Origin of the sequence: Endozoicomonas sp. ONNA1 (genome assembly GCF_024606325.1) — a bacterium.
Classification (GTDB): domain Bacteria; phylum Pseudomonadota; class Gammaproteobacteria; order Pseudomonadales; family Endozoicomonadaceae; genus Endozoicomonas_A.
Genome location: NZ_JAHHPN010000385.1, coordinates 1 through 19,032, shown reverse-complemented (window position 1 = coordinate 19,032; position 19,032 = coordinate 1). Strand labels below are relative to the sequence as shown.

19 protein-coding genes, 1 tRNA gene and 3 rRNA genes are annotated in these 19,032 nt (G+C 49.2%); 9 read left to right on the top strand and 14 right to left on the bottom strand.

Going from position 1 to position 19,032, the window contains the following annotated elements:
- The 4 genes from KDK19_RS08945 to KDK19_RS08930 form a co-directional block, all read left to right on the top strand.
- A 23S ribosomal RNA gene (locus KDK19_RS08945) occupies window positions 1-332 on the top strand; the annotation flags it as partial.
- Window positions 333-524: 192 nt separating this feature from the next.
- Window positions 525-640: ribosomal RNA gene (rrf, locus tag KDK19_RS08940) — 5S ribosomal RNA — on the top strand.
- A gap of 80 nt (window positions 641-720) precedes the next feature.
- Window positions 721-836, top strand: a 5S ribosomal RNA gene (gene rrf, locus KDK19_RS08935).
- A 402-nt stretch (window positions 837-1,238) separates the two neighbouring features.
- A tRNA-His gene (locus KDK19_RS08930) sits at window positions 1,239-1,314 on the top strand.
- Window positions 1,315-1,334: 20 nt separating this feature from the next.
- Here KDK19_RS08930 and KDK19_RS08925 read toward each other — a convergent pair.
- Window positions 1,335-2,936 (bottom strand): FGGY-family carbohydrate kinase, encoded by a 1,602-nt coding sequence (locus KDK19_RS08925; RefSeq protein WP_257291765.1) that lies wholly within the window; start codon window positions 2,934-2,936, stop codon window positions 1,335-1,337.
- Between the two features lie 105 nt (window positions 2,937-3,041).
- Between KDK19_RS08925 and KDK19_RS08920 the strand changes: the two genes are divergently transcribed.
- Window positions 3,042-3,755 carry a glycerophosphoryl diester phosphodiesterase gene (locus tag KDK19_RS08920; RefSeq protein WP_257275033.1) on the top strand — a complete coding sequence of 238 codons (714 nt, stop codon included), beginning with the start codon at window positions 3,042-3,044 and terminating at the stop codon, window positions 3,753-3,755.
- A gap of 29 nt (window positions 3,756-3,784) precedes the next feature.
- Here the strand turns inward: KDK19_RS08920 and yjgA are convergent, their stop codons facing one another.
- Window positions 3,785-4,318: a ribosome biogenesis factor YjgA gene (gene yjgA / locus KDK19_RS08915; protein ID WP_257253910.1), complete on the bottom strand. Its 534-nt coding sequence runs from the start codon at window positions 4,316-4,318 to the stop codon at window positions 3,785-3,787.
- Window positions 4,319-4,534: 216 nt separating this feature from the next.
- Here yjgA and pmbA point away from each other — a divergent pair, with 216 nt between their 5' ends.
- Window positions 4,535-5,890, top strand: a complete 1,356-nt coding sequence (pmbA, locus tag KDK19_RS08910) for a metalloprotease PmbA (RefSeq protein ID WP_257291764.1) — start codon at window positions 4,535-4,537, stop codon at window positions 5,888-5,890.
- Between the two features lie 55 nt (window positions 5,891-5,945).
- On the opposite strand, the gene mgtE is transcribed toward pmbA, so the two are convergent.
- From mgtE to KDK19_RS08850, 12 genes are all read right to left on the bottom strand, one after another.
- A complete protein-coding gene (gene mgtE / locus KDK19_RS08905) occupies window positions 5,946-7,304 on the bottom strand; it encodes a magnesium transporter (protein WP_257253912.1) in 1,359 nt (452 codons plus the stop codon).
- 193 nt (window positions 7,305-7,497) lie between these two features.
- Window positions 7,498-7,767: an HPr family phosphocarrier protein gene (locus KDK19_RS08900; RefSeq protein WP_257253913.1), complete on the bottom strand. Its 270-nt coding sequence runs from the start codon at window positions 7,765-7,767 to the stop codon at window positions 7,498-7,500.
- Entirely contained in the window at window positions 7,767-8,624 is an 858-nt protein-coding gene (gene rapZ, locus KDK19_RS08895) for an RNase adapter RapZ (protein WP_257291763.1), read from the bottom strand. Before rapZ ends, KDK19_RS08900 begins: the two co-directional genes overlap by 1 nt.
- A gap of 268 nt (window positions 8,625-8,892) precedes the next feature.
- A complete protein-coding gene (locus tag KDK19_RS08890; RefSeq protein ID WP_257253917.1) occupies window positions 8,893-9,345 on the bottom strand; it encodes a PTS sugar transporter subunit IIA in 453 nt (150 codons plus the stop codon).
- Window positions 9,346-9,359: 14 nt separating this feature from the next.
- Window positions 9,360-9,671 (bottom strand): ribosome-associated translation inhibitor RaiA, encoded by a 312-nt coding sequence (gene raiA, locus KDK19_RS08885; RefSeq protein ID WP_257253920.1) that lies wholly within the window; start codon window positions 9,669-9,671, stop codon window positions 9,360-9,362.
- Window positions 9,672-9,841: 170 nt separating this feature from the next.
- Entirely contained in the window at window positions 9,842-11,296 is a 1,455-nt protein-coding gene (locus tag KDK19_RS08880) for an RNA polymerase factor sigma-54 (protein ID WP_257282340.1), read from the bottom strand.
- A gap of 257 nt (window positions 11,297-11,553) precedes the next feature.
- On the bottom strand, window positions 11,554-12,279 hold the full coding sequence (gene lptB, locus KDK19_RS08875; protein WP_257282339.1) for an LPS export ABC transporter ATP-binding protein: 726 nt from the start codon (window positions 12,277-12,279) through the stop codon (window positions 11,554-11,556).
- Window positions 12,280-12,385: 106 nt separating this feature from the next.
- On the bottom strand, window positions 12,386-12,973 hold the full coding sequence (gene lptA, locus KDK19_RS08870) for a lipopolysaccharide transport periplasmic protein LptA (protein WP_257282338.1): 588 nt from the start codon (window positions 12,971-12,973) through the stop codon (window positions 12,386-12,388).
- Window positions 12,957-13,529, bottom strand: coding sequence for an LPS export ABC transporter periplasmic protein LptC (lptC, locus tag KDK19_RS08865; RefSeq protein WP_257252646.1), 573 nt, complete (start codon window positions 13,527-13,529; stop codon window positions 12,957-12,959). The genes lptA and lptC overlap by 17 nt, the downstream gene beginning before the upstream one ends.
- A gap of 333 nt (window positions 13,530-13,862) precedes the next feature.
- Window positions 13,863-14,399, bottom strand: coding sequence for an HAD family hydrolase (locus KDK19_RS08860; RefSeq protein WP_257282337.1), 537 nt, complete (start codon window positions 14,397-14,399; stop codon window positions 13,863-13,865).
- On the bottom strand, window positions 14,396-15,370 hold the full coding sequence (locus KDK19_RS08855) for a KpsF/GutQ family sugar-phosphate isomerase (protein ID WP_257282336.1): 975 nt from the start codon (window positions 15,368-15,370) through the stop codon (window positions 14,396-14,398). The genes KDK19_RS08860 and KDK19_RS08855 overlap by 4 nt, the downstream gene beginning before the upstream one ends.
- 202 nt (window positions 15,371-15,572) lie before the next feature.
- Entirely contained in the window at window positions 15,573-16,523 is a 951-nt protein-coding gene (locus KDK19_RS08850) for a calcium/sodium antiporter (RefSeq protein WP_257282335.1), read from the bottom strand.
- 391 nt (window positions 16,524-16,914) lie between these two features.
- On the opposite strand from KDK19_RS08850, the gene KDK19_RS08845 reads away from it, so the two are divergent.
- Genes KDK19_RS08845 through mlaD form a run of 3 tightly spaced genes read left to right on the top strand, consistent with a single transcriptional unit; the run spans window position 16,915 to window position 18,984 of the window.
- Window positions 16,915-17,730, top strand: coding sequence for an ATP-binding cassette domain-containing protein (locus KDK19_RS08845; RefSeq protein WP_257254230.1), 816 nt, complete (start codon window positions 16,915-16,917; stop codon window positions 17,728-17,730).
- Entirely contained in the window at window positions 17,727-18,521 is a 795-nt protein-coding gene (mlaE, locus tag KDK19_RS08840) for a lipid asymmetry maintenance ABC transporter permease subunit MlaE (RefSeq protein WP_257254232.1), read from the top strand. Before KDK19_RS08845 ends, mlaE begins: the two co-directional genes overlap by 4 nt.
- Before the next feature lies 1 nt (window position 18,522).
- Window positions 18,523-18,984, top strand: coding sequence for an outer membrane lipid asymmetry maintenance protein MlaD (gene mlaD / locus KDK19_RS08835; RefSeq protein WP_257254233.1), 462 nt, complete (start codon window positions 18,523-18,525; stop codon window positions 18,982-18,984).
- The last annotated feature ends 48 nt before the right edge of the window (window positions 18,985-19,032 follow it).

Below are 19,032 nucleotides of genomic sequence, written 5' to 3'. Positions count from 1 at the left end.
GTACGCGAGCTGGGTTTAGAACGTCGTGAGACAGTTCGGTCCCTATCTGCCGTGGACGTTGGAAGTTTGAGGAGAGCTGCTCCTAGTACGAGAGGACCGGAGTGGACGAACCACTGGTGTTCGGGTTGTGTCGCCAGACGCATTGCCCGGTAGCTAAGTTCGGACGGGATAACCGCTGAAAGCATCTAAGCGGGAAGCCCCCTTCAAGATGAGACTTCCCTGGCCTTAAGGCCCATAAGAGACGTTAAAGACTATGACGTTGATAGGCGGGGTGTGTAAGCGTTGTGAGGCGTTGAGCTAACCCGTACTAATGACTCGAGAGGCTTGACCATATAACGCCAAAGCGATCTAGAAACTAGTGTCAAGAGACAAGTTTCAAGGAGCCATGCACGAGAGTGTTGAGCAAGAATAGACAACACAGCTTAAACGAGATTTGGATTCCAGAGCCTTCGGCTTTCGAGAAACAGCTTCAAGCCTCCAGCTTCAAGCTTCCAGCTCAAGAGCCAACGGCTCGACCAGTTTTGCCTGGTGACCATAGAGTGTTGGAACCACCCGATCCCATCCCGAACTCGGAAGTGAAACGACAGATCGCCGATGGTAGTGTGGGGTTTCCCCATGTGAGAGTAGGTCATCGCCAGGCACCTTATTTTGAAAACGCTGAAAATATGGCAGTGTTTTAGCTTCGAGTCGATCAGTAATCTTTGAAGCAAACCAGTTTTGCCTGATAGCCACAGAGTATTGGAACCACCCGATCCCATCCCGAACTCGGAAGTGAAACGATGCATCGCCGATGGTAGTGTGGGGCTTCCCCATGTGAGAGTAGGTCACTGTCAGGCGTTAAATAAACAAAAAGGCCCACCAAGAAATTTGTGGGCCTTTTTGTTTATACAGTGAATTGTGACGGGATAGCCCATCACAGAGAAAACCCGTACAACATATCAGCGATATGTAAACCTAAATCGCCCCCCCAAAAAAAACAAAACCATCAAAGTCTCCTGTTTTAATGCCCTTATTTTAAATGAAGTTTGATCATGACAGCAGATCGACGTACCAAACTTAAAGGTCTCTGGAAAACCCTGCTTTCAAGAGTGGAGGGTATCCGGATTATTTCAAGCCGACGGGACAAAAAGATTTCGGTTTTTACCAGAAGTGCTATTTTTTGCTTGCAAGGAAGTAGGGTTTCCTTATAATCAGCCGCGTCTTCGGGGATGGCATCTTTTTCCCGAAGCGTCGAAGTGGTGGGCGTAGCTCAGTTGGTAGAGCCCCGGATTGTGATTCCGGTGGTCGTGGGTTCGAACCCCATCGTCCACCCCAGTTTCAAAAAGGTCTGATTTTTAAGTCAGGCCTTTTCTGTTTCTGAACTCGCCACTCATCATCCTGTTGTACTTCTTCTGATCCTCATACAGTTCAAGATAAATCCTGTATTTTTTGTCGCAATATGCTGCAAGCGATGTGTCAGGGTATAGTGTTTCCTTTTGCTGACTCATAGCCTGAATCGCTTCTTCCAGAGAAGCGTATGTTCCACATGCGACAGAAGATAATAAGGCGCCTGCTAACAGCATACAGTCGGGTTCCTGAGGCATTTTGGCTCGTATACCTGTTATGTTGACATGCTCCTGAACAAACAGTGTATTTTTGGCTAGACCGCCACAGGGTCGGAGTTCGCTGAAGCAGTAGCCATTTTGGGTAAGTCGTTCGATGTTGTGTCTGGCTTCCAATGCAATGGCCTGAATACAGGCCAGGTAAGTCAGGGCCAGACTATCAATGCTTTGATCGAGGCTCAGCCCTGTCATCATCCCTTTCAGGCTCATATCCATTCTGGGGCAGCGGTTACCGGCGAAATAAGGTAAAAGATGAATGTCGTAAGTTAGCAAGGATAGCTTCTGCGTGTCCCCGGCCATGTTTTTCAGAACAGTGTTGAGGTATGAGTAAATGCTCTTGTGGTTTTTTTTCGATTCATTCAAAGCTTTAGCATAGGAAGGATGGCTGGTTAACAGATGCTCAATCAATGCTCCCGCTGCTGATTGTCCAACTATGTTGTGGTAAAAGCCTTCAAGAGCTGAAGGCATAGGCCCCCAGACACCTTCAATGGTTCTTGCAGAACGGCTACTGGCTACATAAATTGTCGAGGTACCTACGACCATGCTGAGTCTGCTTTCCAGACTGCTGTTGTCTTTTTCCGGATGAATTGGCCCAAGAGCTGCGAGACTGCCACCTAAGCCATCAACCATTCCAGTGGCAACCGTTGTGCCTGCTGGCAGTCCTGTTGCTTCTGCTGAAGCGTTACTCAAGCCTCCGGGAACCGGGGAGCATGGTGAAAGTAATTCTCCCCGTCTCAATTCAGGATTGTTAATATTCAGGGCCTTGAGTATTTCTTTTGGTTCGCAGGTGACCTTGGAGCATGGTGTTCGGGTGATGACTCCGGTGAGCTTCCAGGTGATGAAGTCATAAAGATCGAGAATTAACCCGCATTGTGACCATAATTCAGGTTGTTCCTGCTTGAGCCAGAGCATTTTGGAAAGACACATTTCAGGAATTTGTTTAGCGGGCGCATTCCGGCCAGAGGCTGATTCGAATTGTTTGTTAATGATTAGGGACTGAGGTTGTGAACGATGATCCATCCAGCCAAGAATATTGGCTTCCGGATTGCCGGGCAGGTGAAGAGGCTCCAGATCGTGATTGAGTAAAACCTGGGATGCGGTAGCGTCAATGCCAATCCCTTTTATAGACACTGGCTGGTGATATTGCTCAATCAGCTTTCTGATAGAGTTAACGAGACAGCCATATATGTCATCAGAAGACTGTTCCATTATACCAGAGGTCTGCCAGAGCTTTAGTTTCTGGATGTTCTTTGCCAGTATCTTTCCCTTTGTGTTGACCAGAGCAGCTCGCAAACTGGCTGTGCCCACATCAATACTGAGTAGCGCTTCTCGCATCGTTATACCCCTGATAACAATCTTCCATGTTGCATACGGTTTTTTGCCACGAAAATAAGCATAATAGTAGACAAGTTAATCAGCGGGCATTGAAGAGATAAGCATATGTTCATGGACTCAGTGATCGGGCATCGAGGTGCAGCCGCTTTGGCTCCAGAGAATACTTTGGCTGGCATTCAGAAAGCAGCCGATTTGGGGCTGAAATGGATAGAGCTGGATGTGACCCTGCTGGGAGATGGCTCAGCGGTGATGTTTCATGATCCAACAATGAGCAGAACCACTTCAGGACGCGGGCATTTGAAGAGAATGAGCCTGGATCAGGTGGCTACTCTGGATGCCGGAAGCTGGTTTTCAGAAGCGTTCACCGGTGAAAAGGTGCCAACACTGAATGAAACACTGACTTTGATCAAGGAACTGAAGCTGAGCCTGAATCTTGAGTTGAAACCCAATCGTTGCGATTTAAAACTTCTGATTGAGGAAGTGGTAGCTGTGTTGGAGGCAGTTTGCTTTCCTGAGGATCAACTGCTGGTATCCAGCTTTAATCATAAGGCTCTGCTCTTGTATCGGGCAAAAGCTGACAGCAGGATCGGTTGTCTTTTCGAATCGTTGCCTCGAAACTGGAAACATAAAGCCAGACAGGTTGATGCTAAGACGATTCATCTGAATGCCAAAAAACTTAGAGAAAAAAAGGCGCATGAAATCAAAGCCGCAGGTTATGAGTTGTATTGCTACACCGTTAACGAAAAGGATACGGCTGATCGATTAAGAGGATGGGGTGTTGATGGAGTGTTTACGGATAACCCTTCCTTGATACGTTAACAGAGTGCCGACTGACACTCTGTTGTTACTTAAGAGCAGTGTTCTTCGTCTACTTCTCTCAAGTATTTGAACAGTTTTCTGGAAGCCGCGGGTGGTTTCTCCTTTGTGGCTTCCTTTTGGGCGTTACGTACCAGTTGTCGTATGTGCTGATGATCGGCGTCAGGGTATTTGTCGAGGTACTCGGTGAGAACCTCATGCCCTTCATTGATCAGGCGGTCACGCCAGCGTTCCAATTGGTGAAAGCGACGATTGTATTCCTCGCTCGTGGAGTCCAGGCTGTCGAGAAATTTCTGGATCGGTTCCAGCTCCTGGTCTCGCATCAATTTACCAATGAAGCCTAAATGCCGTTTGCGGGCATTATTGCTTTTAATTCGCTTGCTCTCATCCAGTGCTTCCCTGAGGCGCTCATTCAGAGGCAGCTTGTCCAGCGTGGCTGGCTTCATATCCATTAAACGGGCACCCATGGCCTTGAGCTCGTCCATATCACGTTTGAGCTCGGATTTGCTGACGTAAATGATTTCTTCAACGTCGTCTTCAAATTCGTAGGGGTCTTGATCTGACATGATTCGGGTCTATCTAAAGAGATGCCTGCATTTTACTCCAGTTATTGACATTCAGCCATGAGCGGAGAAGGCTGTTACTCCTTTTCCCGGCCAATGATGGTAGCGTCCGGACAGCTCATTCATCGTTAATGTTTTGTTTTTCTTTGGCTATGGGCATTTGCAGCCGGGCACGGCACAATAGGACTTACACGAATAATTCTGGAAGGCAGGAAGTTCATGGGTGATAAAACCAACGCTGTACTGGATCCCCGCTCTGAAGAGGATCGCCTGAAGACACTGGTCAGTGATATTCTGGACGAAGCGCGACGTCAGGGGGCAGATGCCTGTGAAGTCGGTGTCAGTCTGGACGCAGGCCTCTCGGTAGGTATCAGAATGGGGGATGTTGAAACGGTCGAGTTTAACCGTGATCAGGGTTTTGGTATCACCGTTTATCAGGGAAAGAAAAAAGGATCAGCCAGTACTTCAGACAGTTCATCTGAAGCCATCAGAGAGACTGTGAAGGCAGCTTGCGATATTGCCGGCTACGCCTCGGAAGACCCTTGTGCCGGGCTTGCTGATGCTGAGTTAATGGCGACTGAACTGCCAGATCTGGACCTGTACCACCCTTGGGGGATCGATGCAGAAGAAGCCATAGAGCTGGCTTTGAAGTGCGAAGAAGCTGGCAGAATGTTCAGTAGCAAAATCAAAAATTCTGACGGTGCCAATGTAGGTACCCACCAGGGATGTCGTGTCTATGGTAACAGTCATGGCTTTATTGGCAGTTACATTTCCAGTCGTCATAGTTTAAGTTGTGTTCTGATTGGTGAAAAAGCCGGTGAAATGCAGAGAGATTATTGGTACACCGTCGCTCGTGATGGTAACGATCTGGAGTCTGCTTCGGATGTAGGTCAAAAGGCGGCGGAAAGAACACTAGCCCGACTGGGTGCCAGAAAAGTCCCCACGGGGCAGGTACCTGTCCTGTTTGCGGCAGAAGTGGCCTCAGGTATTGTATCCCACCTGTTGGAAGGCATTAGTGGTGGCAGTCTTTATCGCCGAGCTTCATTCCTGCTGGATCATCTGGGTCAACAGATATTTCCTGACTGGGTGCGTATCCATGAGCAGCCGCACCTGAAAAAGGCACTGGGTTCGGCCAGTTTTGATAATGACGGTTTAGCTACTCGGGCCAAGGACTTTATCTCTGATGGGGTTCTGGCCAGTTATCTCCTGAGTACTTATTCTGCCCGCAAGCTGGGAATGGAGAGTACCGCTAATGCCGGAGGTGTCAATAACCTGTTTCTGGACTGCAATGCAGGCGGCAGGGATGAGCTATTGAAACAGATGGGAACGGGTTTACTAGTGACTGAGTTGATGGGGCAGGGAGTGAATACTGTCACCGGCGATTACTCAAGAGGTGCAGGAGGCTACTGGGTTGAACATGGCGAAATACAGCACCCTGTTTCTGAAGTGACTATCGCTGGAAACCTGAAAGATATGTTTATGAATATGGCTGCTGCAGGGAATGATTATGATCGCAGAGGGGGGATTCAAACCGGTTCGATTCTGATCAGTGAGATGACTCTGGCAGGTGAATAAATAAGTAGCTGATCAGGCTACTACGGTGCAGTCTGCTATCCAACAGTCTGGAATGTTAACTATAAAACAAGGTAGCCAGTCCCAGAAAGGAGAGAAAGCCAACGACATCCGATACTGTCGTCAGTATTATGGTGCCAGCCAGTGCAGGGTCAATATTTATGGATTTGAGAATAACGGGAAGGCTGGCACCGACGATGACGGCAGTACTGAGATTGATGATCATGGCACAGGCGATCACCAGAGCAATGATGGGGTCATGGAACCATAAATAAGCGATCAGGGAAACCAGAGCGGCCCAGAGAATACCATTGAGAAATCCTGCCATTAGTTCGCGACTGAGTAGCCACCGCAGGTTGGTTCTACTGATCTGACCCAGCGCCATGCCCCGAATCACCAGAGTCAGAGCCTGTCCGCCAGCATTGCCGCCCATTCCTGCAACAATTGGCATCAGGACAGCCAGTGCAACGACCTTATCGATGGTGGCCTGAAACATGCCAATAACAGAGGCGGCAATAAAGGCTGTTATCAGGTTGATGCCCAGCCAGACAGCGCGCCGACGGGCCGTTTTCAGTGCGGGGGCAAAGGTATCTTCATCGTCATCCAGACCTGCCATGCTCATCATGGAGTGTTCGGCCTCTTCCCGGATAACATCCACCACGTCGTCAATCGTAATACGGCCCAGTAGCTGTCCCTGCTCAGACACCACCGGTGCTGACACCAGATCCTGCCGTTCAAACAATTGAGCCACCTGGCTGTCTTCCATATTGGCAGCGATGGGTTGCAGATCGGTCTGCATTACTTCAAATACTGTGGCTGAAGGGGCTGTTGTCAGGAGTACTGACAGGGGTAGTGCCCCTATGTATTCGTCTCTGCGGTTGACGACAAACAGGCTGTCAGTCATTTCCGGAATATCCTTATGACGCCTGAGGTAACGGAGCACAACATCGAGAGTGCTGCTGGGCCGAATGGTGATGACATCGGTATTCATCAGTCCGCCGGCTGTGTCTTCCGGATAAGAGAGGACGGCTTCTACCCTTTGCCGATCCTGACTGTCCATGGAATCCAGTACTTTTCGGGTGATGGTGTCGGGCAGTTGTTGCAGGAGGTCTGCTATGTCATCCACGTCCTGACCTTCGGTAATCACTTTCAGCTCTGCCACGTTCATCCTGTCCAGGAAAAACTGTCGGACTTCGTCACTCAGTTCCTGTAATACGTCGCCTTCCATCTCTCGATCAATCAGGCGCCAGAGAAGGCTGCGAAGTTTGGGGGGGGACGATTCGAGCAAGTGAGCCGCATCCGGAGCCGGAAGACCATTCAGCATACGCCTGAGTTCGGGAGAAACGCCGTGTTCAAGGGCCTCGTTGAGTTCCTGAAATGCCTTGTCTCCGATACTCAGTTGTAGCTGTTGTACCATAGATGCGTGCCCGGCTTTTTTGGCAGAAATGACTGAGTGTTGACTTTCTGTTCTACAACTATCCAGTCTGATTGTCAGGCTCAGTCATTTCGCATGTCATTGTTCGTTTGCTTTGTGCCTGACAAGCTTTCGCTTTCAAGCGAGGCAATTTGAGATACCAGTATAAACAGAGATTTAATGGTGAAAAGGATGATTATTCACCCTCTTCAAAAAAATCATTGATCAGATTGCACAACGCTGTACAGGCCTCTTCTTCATCATGGCCTTCAAATGTTAAATCAAGGACAGAGCCTTTTCCTGCCGCCAGCATCATGACGGCCATGATACTTTTTCCATCCACCTCACGGCCGTCGAAGCCCACTTTCACCTGACTGGTGAAAGCCGAAGTTGTGGAAACAAATTTAGATGCTGCCCGTGCATGGAGACCGAGTTTATTAATAATGGTGATCTGCTTCTGGATCATTATTTTGAAAGCTCCCGATGTCTGACCTGAACACAGTCAAAACGTTCCTTGAGCCACTCGCTCAGTTTTTCACTGATAAATACGGAGCGGTGCTGCCCGCCGGTACACCCGATTGCAATCGTCATATAACTGCGCTGTCCGGATTCGAACCTCGGTAACCATTTTTCCACGAATCTGCAGAGATCTTCAAACATCTCATTTACCATGGGTTCAGCCGCCAGAAAATCTTTAACGGGCTTATCTTGGCCTGTGTAAGATCTTAACGCTTCAATCCAGAAAGGATTAGGTAAACAGCGAACATCAAAAACAAAGTCAGCATCAATCGGCATGCCGTGCTTGAAGCCAAACGACTGGATCATCAGCGTCATACTCTTGCTCGTGGCGCCGCATATTCGCTGTCTTATTTGTTCTCTGATTTCATGGACAGACAGTGGTGAAGTGTCCAGCCTTATGTCGGCTTCTTCAGCCAGAGGAGCCAGCAGTTTCTTTTCCAGATTGATCGCTTCTTTCAGAGAACGCTCATCATTGCTGAGAGGGTGGCGACGGCGTGTCGAGCTGTACCGCTTCATCAGGGTGTCGCTGTCTGCGTCCAGAAAGATGACCTGACACTCAACCTCCTGTTTTTTCAAATTTTCCAACAATGCCGGAAAGCGTTCCAGAGCGCCGGGTACATTACGAACATCCAAACTGACAGCCATGCGGTGAGGTTCGAGCAGATTGCTTTTGAGATTGGTCGGCAATTCGTTCAACATGCTGGCAGGCAAGTTGTCTACACAGTAAAAGCCTTCATCTTCAAGGGCGTGAAGCGCGGAACTTTTGCCAGAGCCTGAACGTCCGCTGATGATGACCAACTTCATGGAGTGTCCTTCCCGATTGTTTGACTGTGCAAACAGGCTTCTCACCTGATTCCGAGTGGGGCAAGTCTATCAAAACCCAATGAGATTAGAACCAGTCGCTTTCTTTTATTTCAAGCATAGTCCGGATATTTCTATCCATGCATTTTTGAAGGATAAATAGGTTTCAAGTCACGATAGTGAAGGAAGTCAACAGGGTTCTTGCAGGCCAAAAAACATTTTGCCCGCCTCCGTTTCCAGATGGGCATGCAAAATGTTTTTTATTTACCTGTTAAACAGGGCTGCAGATGATGTTATACAGCGCTTTGGGGTTTTTTGCTGCTCGCATCTGGCTCAGCAATATTTCTGATTGAAAGCGTTCAGCCACAGCCTGCAGTATATTGAGATGCTCCTGTGTATTTTCTTCCGGAACAATGAGTGCGAACACCAGATCGACCGGTTGTTTATCCACAGAATCAAAATCAACGGGTTCGGACAGTTTGATCAGAAGTCCGGTGGGATGTTGACAGGCACTGGAGCGACAGTGAGGCAGGGCTATTCCTTTGCCTAAACCGGTGGTACCGAGTCGCTCTCTGTTAATCAGCTTGTTAAACAGATCCTTGGTGTTTATGGCGGGAACATGTTCACAGATGATTTCCGCGACAATTTCCAGGACTTTCTTTTTGCTGGCCCCCTGCACATCACATAGGGTGCGCCCGGGGGTAAGAATGTTTTTGATAATCATACAACGATCGATGCTTACAGGCGGCCACTGGCACCCTGTAGCCGGTCAAGCGTCTTCTCTTTGTGTTTTACCAGTTGTCGGTCCAGTTTGTCCGACATGTCGTCAATAGCAGCGTACATATCTTCAGCCTCAGCGGTTGCATTGATATCCGCCCCGCGAACGTGCAGAGTCGCTTCCACTTTGTGCTTCAATTTCTCAACACTCAGGGTGACCTGAACGTTAGTGATCTGATCAAAGTGGGCGGCAAGGCGGTCGAGTTTCTTGGTGACATAATCTTTCAGAGCCTCAGTCACCTCTACATGATGTCCACTGATGTTGACTTGCATGTAACGCTCTCCTGCTGATCCCGATTCTTGACATTGGACTGCCCCCGGGATTTTACGGGCAGCCCTGATTGAAAGTCTATCACTGTCAATGACAGTTGGCGTTGTTCTGAGACAAAAAACCTAAGGGGCGATTTGTGGTATAAGGGCCGTTTACCTCAACCGCTGAAAGCTCAGATAAGTTGCTTGCGTTCATTCGATGGTGGAATGTTCATCGATTCGCGATATTTGGCGATGGTCCTTCTGGCCACTTTAATTCCCTGCTCACCCAGCAAACCGGCAATTTTGTTATCGCTCAGTGGTTTTTTTGGGTTTTCATCGGATACCAGTTTCTTAATCAAAGCTCTGATGGCTGTTGAAGAGCACTCACCGCCAGAGTCTGTGCTGACGTGGCTGGAGAAAAAGTATTTCAGTTCAAACACGCCTCTTGGGGTGTGCATATATTTCTGGGTAGTGACCCTGGAAATGGTGGATTCGTGCATATCCACCGCCTGAGCGATGTCGGCCAACACCAGAGGCTTCATAGCCTGTTCACCCAGCTCCAGAAACTCTTTCTGAAATTCAACAATCTTGCCGGCAACTTTTAGCAGGGTTTCGTTACGACTCTGGAGGTTTTTCAGAAACCAGCGGGCTTCCTGCAGCTGGTTCTTCATAAATACATTGTCACGACTGTTATTGGCACGCTGTACCATTGAGGCGTAATTGTTGTTGATGCGAAGCCTGGGCAGGGACTCTGAGTTCAGCTCAACCGCCCAGCGGTCCTTGATTTTGGTGACTGAAATATCAGGGGTGACGTATTCTGTCTGTGCCTGACCGATTTCGGCTCCGGGTCTGGGATTGAGGCTCTGAACCAGATGAAGGGCTTCTCTGAGTTGATGTTCTTTGAGGCGGGTACGCCGCATGATCTGAGCGTAGTCACGACTACCCAGTGCCGGTAGATGATTCTGGATCAGAAGGCGTGCTTCTCTGAGGAAGTGGGTTTCTTTTGGCAGTTGATTGAGTTGAACTTCGAGGCATTCTTTCAGATTGGCACTGGCGCAACCCACCGGGTCAAAGTGAAGAATCCGTCGTTGCATGACCTGCAATTCTTCAAACGCGAGTTCCTCTATCTGCTCCTGCAGTGACAGATAAATATCTTGCAGGGGGTGGGTCAGGTAGCCATCATTGTTAGTGGCTTCTATCACAGCCAGGCCCATTAGCCTGTCTCTATCTGTCATGGGAGTCAGGTTTAACTGCCATTCCAGATAGTCCTGAAGGGACTCAGCAGCGCGGGAGCGAGCAAAAGGGTCATGTTCTTCATCGACTGAGGCGGGCAGGCTGGAGTAGATATCATCCCATCCGGAGTCAACGGGCAGGTCATTGGGAATGCTATCGGCCCACTCAGGCTCTTCCGGTTCAGGAGGCTGCTCCGCTTTTTCACTGAAGTCAACAGGCTGCTCCCCTTCATCGAGGGATACAGATGGTTCTTCGACAGACTCTTCAGACTCCAACATCGGGTTGGATTCAAGAGCTTCCTGGATTTCCTGCTGAAGATCCAGAGTGGAAAGTTGTAGAAGCCTTATGGCCTGTTGCAGCTGAGGTGTCATGGTCAGCTGCTGGCCCATTTTTAGCTGTAAGGATGGCTTCATAGGGCAACGGTATACCTTTACTTCGGGGTCTGCACTGAGGGGGCGGATTTAATGCCATCAGCCCCTGACAGTTATTTCTCAGTGCGTGCTCATTATTTTGATTGGGCTACTCTCCATGTCTCGCGATTATAATCACATCTGAAGCTTCGGGAAAGTGGATTCATCACGACAGCCATGAAACACTGAGAACAAAAGTTTGAAAACAGACCAGGTCAACAGCTTTGCTCGCTACTTTGACGACACCCTCCCAGAGATGATCAGAGACTAAACTGATGTCCGAGATAGACGTCACGAACCCTTTGGTTAGCCAGGACGGCCTGACTATTACCTTCAGCAATAATAGTGCCTTCACTGACAATATAGGCCTTCTCGCAGATATCCAGCGTTTCCCGTACATTGTGATCGGTGATCAGGACTCCGATGTCCCGGGCTTTCAAGTGAGTGATTATCGCCTTGATATCGCCAACAGAAATGGGGTCGACACCGGCAAAGGGTTCATCAAGCAGAATAAATTTTGGGTCAGTGCAAAGGGCGCGGGCAATTTCTACCCTGCGTTTTTCGCCACCAGAAAGACTCATACCGGGATTGTCCCTGATATGATTGATATTGAACTCTTCCAGTAATGACTCCATTTTTGCCATGCGATCTTTTCTGGAGAGGTCGGAACGGGTTTCCAGTATGGAAAGCAGGTTGTCGGTGACCGTCAATTTCCTGAAAATAGACACTTCCTGTGGCAGGTAACCTACTCCGGCTCTGGCACGGCCGTGCATAGGTTCATGAGTTAAATTCTGGCCACTGAGGTCTACCTGCCCACCGTCTGCTTTTACGAGACCTACAATCATGTAAAAGCAGGTAGTTTTTCCGGCCCCGTTGGGGCCAAGAAGTCCGACAATCTGACCGCTGTCGACAGCCAGGGAAACGTCTTTGACGACCTGTCTGCCCTTGTAGCTTTTGCTGAGATGTTCTGCCTTAAGCGTTGCCATCCGGAGTCTGTCTTCCTGTTTAAAAGTTGGCTGTCGTTGTTCTGACAACCTTTCAGGTCTGTTGCCTGTCGAGTCATTAAGCAGTATGTGTAATGGGATTCTAGTACTACTGCTGTTTCTCGGGTTTGGGCTGGTAAATCATTTTGACCCGACCATCCGGGCTGCTTTTGTTCTCACTGCCCTTGGCATTCACAGTCTGTTTGGACAGGTCGTAATCAATACGTTCACCTGTGAAGGTATCACCCTTGCGGGTCAACTTTGCCTGTTTGATCAGTTGGATCTTATCGCCAGCCACCTGATAGTCGATAGTATGTCCCCAAGCTTGCAGGATGCCCTGATTATCAGGCTGTTGCTCTTCGTAGTAAGCCCTTTTCTTGTAGCCTTCTGCCACGATCTTCTTAACTTCTTGCCGGACAGAGTATACAGTCACCTTGTCTCCGGTAATCCGGGTAGTACCCTGGACCATCACAACATCCCCCATATAGATGGAGATGCCCTTTTTGTTATCGATATCTGCTGTGTTGGATTCGATCTCGATAGGCTTCTGCCGGTCTGATGGCAGTGCTTGTGCCATGACTGGAAGCATTACCATGGCTCCCAGCATCAGGTAATGTGCAATCCCTCTGCGACGGCTCTTTCTGTCTGACCGCAGATTTGGATCAAGGCGCTTGGCCTGCTCATGGCTTTGGCTCATGAAATCCTCTTACCCTAGACTTGAGTTTAACCAGACTCTCGATGTAGAAAGCCTCCATACCAATGGCACGTGTACGTCCAGTGTCGTTGGTGATCAGTACCGGTCGATCAGTCACTGCCAGTCCCTTATCAGAGTATATGGTCATAAAATCAGTGTCTATGCGCACCTGGCTGCTATTGTTAAGGTCCGTCTGGGTCATTACTACTTGATCCCAGAGCTCTATATCCTCGTTGCCGGGTAACAGTTTGCCATAAAGGGCATCGGCAACCATGGGTTTTTGGGGGTTGCTGAAGTTCTCCAGGTGGGGGGCCTGCAACAATGTTGTATCGTTATGCGGGTAATGGGTGATGCTGTCTGAAATCAATGTGTAATCCAGTTCACCCTCCTCGTTGTATTGGGTGATTTGGGTATCGATGAAATAGTAGTCAGCGTTTTCTCGAACCAGAGGCTGTTTTCCCTGAACCCCCACGTGGAGGTTGCTGTCATAAGCCCAATAGCCAATGCCGACCAATGTCAGCATCAGAAAAGCAACCAGCATTAAGTTCCGATTGAGCATCAAGTCATTGGCTCCGGGTCACAATCCAGTCAGAATCTGCATGATCAGATACCGACAAAAGAAGGCTGTTCAGGAAAATGGTGGCCCGTTTTTGCAGGCGACAGCATTCTCGCAGTAAATGAGTAGAGTCTATCATGATTTTTTTTGATCATCAGAGACTGTAGGTGAATGTTTTCAAAGGCTAGACATTGACTATCGTCCTTGTGAAATGAAGTTAAAAGGTTGTCTTTTACTATTGTCAAATAGTGCTCAAATTATAAAAATGTCGCTGTCCAGAGTCCGATAGATGCCTGACTGAAAGCCATTACAGCGACATTTGAGGTGTTTTTAACTCTATTTCAGGTAACTGGCCAGCATAGTATCCAGCTTGCCTTTGGCTGCGAGGATGAAGTCACAGAATTCTCTGGCTGCACCTGCGCCTCCATAATTAGAAGTGATGGCGGGTGAGTGTTCACGAACGTAGTAGTGTCCGTTTGGAACAGTACAACCAAAACCAACCTGTCGAATGGCCGGAAGATCGGGCAGATCATCACCGATGTAGGCCACCTCATCCAGGCTCAAACCCTGACCCTCATCCTGAAGTAACTCTTGTAGGGCGATGAATTTGTCTTCACGGCCCTGATAGAGAAAATCTACATCCAGGTCAGAAGCTCGTTTTTCAACAAACACGGACCGGCGGCCGGTGATAATGGCCGTTTTTACACCTGACTGCTTGAGCATTTTCAGGCCATGACCATCCAGAGTGTTGAATATTTTGAGTGATTCGCCATGCTCACCAAAAAGCAGTTTGCCGTCAGTGAGAACGCCGTCGACATCGAAAACGGCCAAACGAACACGGGCAGCAGCGGACTGCAGTGAAGAGCTGATCATACTACGCCTGCTTTCAGTAAATCGTGCATGTTGATGGCACCAATCAATTCATTGTCATCATCCACGCAGATCAGTGCGTTAATTTTCCGGTCATCCATAATCTTCAGGGCTTCAGCCGCAAGGATTTCAGGGTTGATAGTTTTGCAGTGGCCGGTCATCACTTCATCAATCAGTGTCGATTTGGGGTCAACGCCCTTGTCCAGAGCCCGGCGCAGGTCACCGTCAGTGAAAATGCCAATGACATGGCGTTGGTTATCAACAATGGCAGTCATCCCCAGTCCTTTGCGAGTCACTTCCAGCAGGGCATCACTCATTGGTGTGCCCAAAGGAACCTCTGGTACCCGTCTGCCAATATGCATGATGTCTTTTACTTTAAGAAGCAGCCGTTTACCAAGTGAGCCACCAGGATGAGAAAAAGCAAAATCTTCAGCGGTGAATCCACGGGCTTCTAGCAGAGCTATAGCCAACGCATCACCCATTACCAGAGCTGTGGTAGTGCTGGAGGTAGGTGCGAGGTCAAGAGGGCATGCTTCTTTTTCAACCCCGGTGTTGAGATGGGCTTCAGCATCTTTGGCCAGCGTCGAATCCGGGTTGCCGGTCATGCTGATCAGGGGGGTGCCGAGTCTTTTCAATAGCGGCAGGAGGGTAATGACCTCGCTGGTTTCGCCAGAATTGGAGAGAGCCAGAACCACGTCTTCATGGGTGACCATGCCCATATCTCCGTGGCTGGCTTCCCCCGGATGTACAAAATATGCAGGGGTACCGGTACTGGCCAGGGTTGCGGCAAGTTTACGGGCAATATGTCCCGACTTGCCCATGCCAACGACAATAATCCGACCACGGCATTCCAGCATAACGCGGCAGGCTTTAGCAAAGCTGCTGTCGATCCTGTCGATCAGGCTCTGAACGGCTTCCAGTTCCATGGTAATGGTGCGGCGACCAATTGAGATAAACGGCTCGTCAGTAGTCATATTGCATACAGATTAGTTGTGACTCGGTTATTCTATAGTGCCTTTTGCCACAGTAACAGTTCGGGATGGCTGCAGTAGAGCCTGTGCAGTAGGGCCAGTTCTTTCCAGATCCCGATACTGTAAGCATTAACAGACTCACGGAGCCGGGGTGGCGCAGACACTAGATGATAGAGCTGACCGGAGTCAGCCCAGCCTCAGAAAGTCAGTGCTGAATAAATAGCCAGACATTGTAGAGGGCGTATATTGAGAGCAGAAAAACGCCAGCCACTCTGCCTAAATGTCGAGGTTTCCTGCCAATCAGGCAAATCAGGGTCAACAGTATCGTCATGCCCAGCATGACGGGATAATCTCGCAGTATAACCGCTTTGTCCAGTGCTCCGGGAGCTACCAGTCCAGGCATGGAGAGAACTGCCAGGAGGTTAAATGTGTTAGAGCCGATCACATTGCCCAAGGCAATATCATGGTGGCCTTTTATGGCACTGGTAATGGAAGCAGCCAGTTCTGGCAGGCTGGTACCAATGGCGACAATCGTCAGCCCGATCACCAGATCGCTGATGCCCAAGGTCCTGGCGATCTCAGTGGCTCCCCATACCAGCAGCTGTGAGCTGCACAATAATAATAAAAGACCAGAACCCAGCATGAACCAGGCTTTTGCCGGAGAGAGTTCTGGAATTTCCTCATCTTCCACTACTGACTCATCCGGGTGTTGTTTCTGCCAGTGAATCAACAGGTAGAGGGTAATGACAAGGCCTGCCAGCAGGATCAAGCCATCTATTCTGCCCAGATAACCATTGGCAACGCAGAGGCCGGCAACAATGGTGATCACCAGTAGAAGAGGGATTTCCCTTTTTGTCAGAGCTTTCTTAACAGGCAGGGGAGCTATAAGGGCAGTAACACCCAGAACCAGACCTATGTTGGCGATGTTTGAACCCATGGCGTTGCCCACTGCCAGCCCCGGGAATCCTTGCAGGGCAGCCGTCAGAGAGACCAGGATTTCAGGTGCAGAGGTGCCTATAGAGACCACTGTCAAACCGATTAACATTCTTGACACGTTCAGATTGCTGGCTGTGGCAGCAGCACCTGCAACAAAACAGTCTGCACTCCAGGTCAGGATAATAAAGCCAACCAGAATGGCAGCAAGGGCAATGAGCATAGGAGGAATTCTCTTATCTAATTTGGGGCGACTGGCCGAAATGGTTTTTTTACATTGGAAGCGGCAAGATGATTTTATTTAGCCATTTTTTTGTTAAAAAACCATTATCTGGAAAGGAGGCAGTCATTCTCGGGATCGACGAGTTTGTTAGCATGGATCAACCAATCCAGGCTTAAGTGGAAATCGTTGAGTCTAAGTCTGTTGATAGTGAAAAGATAGTAAATAGCCAGTAAAGAAGCAGTTTGGATGTCGTGATACTAATAAGGATACGTACTGATAGTTCAAAAAGTAGCCGAGAGTCGTCATAATGAGAGGCGGGTAGTGGTAAGCTGTCAGGTAGTGTCGGTTACTGCTTGGTGCAGTCCATACATATACAAGGAATCGCCTTCCAATGTCAGAGGCAAGTGATAACTTTATAGAGATCCATGGTTTGACGTTCCATCGCGGCGATCGAACTATTTTCAAAAATGTTGATATCACCATCCCAAGGGGAAAGGTGGTCGGTATTATGGGGCCGTCCGGTACCGGTAAAACAACGTTATTGCGTTTAATTGGGCGTCAACTTCGCTCTGACTCCGGACAGATCTTTGTGGATGGCCAGAATCTTGATTTGCTCTCCCGTGAAGAGCTGTTTCGTACCCGCCGCAAAATGGGCATGCTTTTTCAGAGCGGTGCTCTCTTTACCGATTTGTCGGTGTTTGAAAATGTCGCCTTCCCTCTGCGCATTCATACCAGGCTGGCTGAGCCAATGATTCGGGATATTGTGTTTATGAAACTGGAGGCGGTGGGGCTGCGGGGGGCGTGGTCGTTGATGCCAGCAGAACTGTCAGGTGGGATGAACCGTCGCGTGGCACTGGCCAGAGCTATAGCACTGGATCCGGCCATGGTGATGTACGACGAGCCCTTTGTAGGGCAGGATCCCATAGCTATGGGCGTGCTGGTCAAACTGATCAGGATGTTGAACGAAGCACTGAATATCACCAGTATCGTGGTATCACACGACCTTCATGAAACGGCATCCATTTCGGACTATCTCTACCTGTTAGCCGACGGTGAATTGATTGGTCAGGGTGAGCCGGACAGTCTGATGAACTCCACTGATTCAAGGATTAAGCAGTTTATGAATGGGCTTTCCGATGGTCCGGTGCCATTCCATTACCCGGCACCAGATTATAAAGAAGTATTGTTGGGTGGGGGGACTGGATGAGTACAGGTATTCTTGACAGAGTGACACAGCTCGGTCGTTTTGGGCTGGATCAGATTCAATCCGTGGGTCGGGCAGGTATTTTTCTTGTGCTGGCTATTTTCTCCCGTGCCGGCTTCAGTAAACGCTTCTCCTTATTAGTTCAGCAGCTCTACAGCGTCGGCGTAATGTCGCTGATTATTGTTACTGTGTCAGGGCTGTTTATTGGCATGGTATTGGCGTTGCAGGGTTACAATATTCTGATTCGATACGGCTCGGAAGATGCGGTGGGGCAGATGGTGGCTCTCAGCCTCCTGAGAGAGTTGGGGCCGGTTGTTACAGCTCTGCTGTTCGCCGGACGAGCAGGCTCTGCCCTGACGGCTGAAATAGGTTTGATGAAAACTACGGAACAACTGTCCAGTATGGAAATGATCGGGGTTGATCCACTCAAGCGGGTCATTGCTCCGCGATTCTGGGCAGGGGTTATCTCCATGCCATTGCTGGCCGCCATTTTCAGTCTGGTCGGTATATTGGGAGCAGTGATGGTCGGCGTGGATTGGCTGGGTATTTATGAGGGCTCTTTCTGGGCCACTATGCAGGCTTCGGTCAGTCTGGTGGCGGATATAGGCAATGGGCTGATCAAAAGTCTTGTATTTGGTTTTGTCGTGACCTGGATAGCCGTATTCCAGGGGTATGATGCCATCCCCACTTCAGAGGGCGTCAGCCGGGCCACAACAAGGACGGTTGTTTACTCTTCACTAGCCATTCTGGGGCTGGATTTTATTTTGACCGCTGTCATGTTTGGAGAACTCTAAGATGCGGATGAGAACGGTAGAGATAAGTGTCGGCGGTTTTATGTTGGCCGGGATGCTGGCGCTGGTTGTACTGGCACTAAAAGTCAGTGGGCTTTCATTGGAAAGCGGCAGGCAAACCTACACCGTGACAGCCATGTTTGATAACACCGGAACCCTTAAGCCAAGAGCCAAAGTAGCCCTGGCCGGTGTCATCATTGGCAGAGTCACCAAGGTTGAACTCGACAAGCAGACCTATATGGCCAAGGTTGAGATGGAAATCGATTCTCATATAGATAACATACCCAGCGACAGCACCGCCTCCATCGTGACAGCAGGGCTTTTGGGTGAGAAATATATTGGTATCAGTATTGGCGGAGATACAAACTACATCAAACCCGGTGGTCGCTTCGAGGATACCCAGTCAGCTGTTATTCTGGAAGAGTTGATTGGCAAATTCCTTCTGGGTTCAGTCGATAAGGACTAGCAGCCTGTCGGACTTAAGCGTCCGTAGCGAGGATTGCAAGAAATTGAG

Bases quoted from the DNA above. Each gene is read 5' to 3' on its own strand.
- KDK19_RS08925 (WP_257291765.1), bottom strand. From the start codon at position 2,936: ATGCGAGAAGCGCTACTCAGTATTGATGTGGGCACAGCCAGTTTGCGA.
- KDK19_RS08920 (WP_257275033.1), top strand. From the start codon at position 3,042: ATGTTCATGGACTCAGTGATCGGGCATCGAGGTGCAGCCGCTTTGGCT.
- yjgA (WP_257253910.1), bottom strand. From the start codon at position 4,318: ATGTCAGATCAAGACCCCTACGAATTTGAAGACGACGTTGAAGAAATC.
- pmbA (WP_257291764.1), top strand. From the start codon at position 4,535: ATGGGTGATAAAACCAACGCTGTACTGGATCCCCGCTCTGAAGAGGAT.
- mgtE (WP_257253912.1), bottom strand. From the start codon at position 7,304: ATGGTACAACAGCTACAACTGAGTATCGGAGACAAGGCATTTCAGGAA.
- KDK19_RS08900 (WP_257253913.1), bottom strand. From the start codon at position 7,767: ATGATCCAGAAGCAGATCACCATTATTAATAAACTCGGTCTCCATGCA.
- rapZ (WP_257291763.1), bottom strand. From the start codon at position 8,624: ATGAAGTTGGTCATCATCAGCGGACGTTCAGGCTCTGGCAAAAGTTCC.
- KDK19_RS08890 (WP_257253917.1), bottom strand. From the start codon at position 9,345: ATGATTATCAAAAACATTCTTACCCCCGGGCGCACCCTATGTGATGTG.
- raiA (WP_257253920.1), bottom strand. From the start codon at position 9,671: ATGCAAGTCAACATCAGTGGACATCATGTAGAGGTGACTGAGGCTCTG.
- KDK19_RS08880 (WP_257282340.1), bottom strand. From the start codon at position 11,296: ATGAAGCCATCCTTACAGCTAAAAATGGGCCAGCAGCTGACCATGACA.
- lptB (WP_257282339.1), bottom strand. From the start codon at position 12,279: ATGGCAACGCTTAAGGCAGAACATCTCAGCAAAAGCTACAAGGGCAGA.
- lptA (WP_257282338.1), bottom strand. From the start codon at position 12,973: ATGAGCCAAAGCCATGAGCAGGCCAAGCGCCTTGATCCAAATCTGCGG.
- lptC (WP_257252646.1), bottom strand. From the start codon at position 13,529: ATGCTCAATCGGAACTTAATGCTGGTTGCTTTTCTGATGCTGACATTG.
- KDK19_RS08860 (WP_257282337.1), bottom strand. From the start codon at position 14,399: ATGATCAGCTCTTCACTGCAGTCCGCTGCTGCCCGTGTTCGTTTGGCC.
- KDK19_RS08855 (WP_257282336.1), bottom strand. From the start codon at position 15,370: ATGACTACTGACGAGCCGTTTATCTCAATTGGTCGCCGCACCATTACC.
- KDK19_RS08850 (WP_257282335.1), bottom strand. From the start codon at position 16,523: ATGCTCATTGCCCTTGCTGCCATTCTGGTTGGCTTTATTATCCTGACC.
- KDK19_RS08845 (WP_257254230.1), top strand. From the start codon at position 16,915: ATGTCAGAGGCAAGTGATAACTTTATAGAGATCCATGGTTTGACGTTC.
- mlaE (WP_257254232.1), top strand. From the start codon at position 17,727: ATGAGTACAGGTATTCTTGACAGAGTGACACAGCTCGGTCGTTTTGGG.
- mlaD (WP_257254233.1), top strand. From the start codon at position 18,523: ATGCGGATGAGAACGGTAGAGATAAGTGTCGGCGGTTTTATGTTGGCC.